Origin of the sequence: Dyadobacter sp. (assembly GCF_051859145.1) — a bacterium.
Lineage (GTDB): Bacteria > Bacteroidota > Bacteroidia > Cytophagales > Spirosomataceae > Dyadobacter.
Genome location: NZ_JBHYGF010000400.1, coordinates 1,960 through 3,644, shown reverse-complemented (window position 1 = coordinate 3,644; position 1,685 = coordinate 1,960). Strand labels below are relative to the sequence as shown.

The window sequence follows — 1,685 nt, the reverse complement described above, 5'->3', positions numbered from 1 at the left end:
CACAATTCAAAATCAGTATAACTAAAAAATTAGTTTTCAGCGGTTAATAGAGTTCATTATATCTGCCCGTTTTAAAGTTACATCATATAATGAGGTTAACTTTTAAGAATGTAGCAAGTACAACACCCCAAAAGACCTTTTTAGCGTGCGCGCAGCGACGCAGGCCGAATTTGTGTGTTGGAAATAAAATATGTCATGAGTGACGGAGGAACGAATACCGATTTGTTATTTTTCCCCTATTATAAGTTTTTATAATAATAGCTATATATATGGTGGCAAAGTTCGACAGCAATCAATGTTTAGTACTTGTAGACGCTGTTTTTACCGTGGCGAAGCTCGACAGCAAAGAGACACACGTGGCAATGCCCGACAGCAAGGAGGCGAAGAACGACAGCAATGCTTATTTATGGGGCAATACTCGACAGCAAAGAGACGATACTTGACAGCAATGTGGCGATATTCGACAGTGATGTGACAACACTCGACAGATTTGTGGCAATACTCGACAGCGAAGTGACTTATCATGATGTCATAACTACTTCACGCAAGTTTTTGAGCCAATACTCGACAGCACTAACGATATCTAATGATTTTTTAGCTCTCAACCCCCAGGGCAAAAAATTTGAGGGTTACAAGGGTCAAACTAAAACAGCTTGTAGGATGATATGAGGCAATACTCGACAGAAAGCTGCATTGAATTCTGGAACAAGGTTGACACGAATCCACTTGAATCGAGGCAATACTCGACAGCACTACCTACTAAGAAAGCCATCTCTAATATACTGTTTAGCCTGTACTTTGGTAAGTTGCTGATTATAAGCCTTATAATATACTGAGACCAGTATGTCTATTTTAATGTCCGTATCCGCGTCAGCGTTAGTTAACCAGCGTTGAAAGACATCCGTTTCATCCTTTATTGCTACTTTAGAATGCTTAGAATTGAAAATATTTCTTAGTTCTATGATCAATGAATTGAAGAATAAATGATCTCCTCGCCGTTCTGTCAAGGATGAAATGTTTACTGAACTTGAAAAATCTAGCTCAACCCAGTACTCTTCTTGGTAAGGTTTAGAAGGGTCACCCTTTACGAATCTGTAGGAGAAAGGAAAGTCTCCCTTTTCTTGAAAAAAATCTAGTATTCTCTTTAATGACTTTTTCCTGAATCTATTTTGCTCTACCTCTAACTCTGCCAAATCAGCTAGATAATCCACTGAAAATCGAGCTGTGGTCTCTTTTTGGCTTAGTAGTTGATGCCTAGTCCTCTGAAGGATTAGATATAAGCTTTTCCGGCCATCTCCTCCCCTACCCTTACCAATTTTGGGATAACCATTTGTTTCAATGGTATAGTATCGACTAATAAAGCCATCTAGCCATTCATCAGAGATTCTGATCTCATAAATTTTTATGGTGTTTGATTGCCGGTTCAGATTCAGCTTGATATCCTTAAGGATCGGAAAATTCTTAAGCTGTATTACCTCATTTTTTGTATTGACCGCGTATGACTTCGCAAAAATTATATTCTTTTGAAGCATGTTAAAAAGCGCATAGTCAAAGACAGAAACAAATTCATGCCCGAAGTACTCTGGAATAACTGCCTTGGGATTGGCAATAAAGTACGGATGTTTCCTGGCTAAGTCCTGCCTATTTCGGCCAGACTCTTTACAAAAATCTTTCAGCGTGAATTT

At 38.7% G+C, this 1,685-nt stretch carries 1 protein-coding gene; it reads right to left on the bottom strand.

Annotation, left to right across the window (positions count from 1 at the left end; genetic code table 11):
• Positions 1–752: 752 nt before the first annotated feature.
• Positions 753–1,685, bottom strand: a 933-nt coding sequence (locus tag ACTIE6_RS20145) for a hypothetical protein (RefSeq protein WP_439558353.1), incomplete at its 5' end; no start/stop codon positions are given.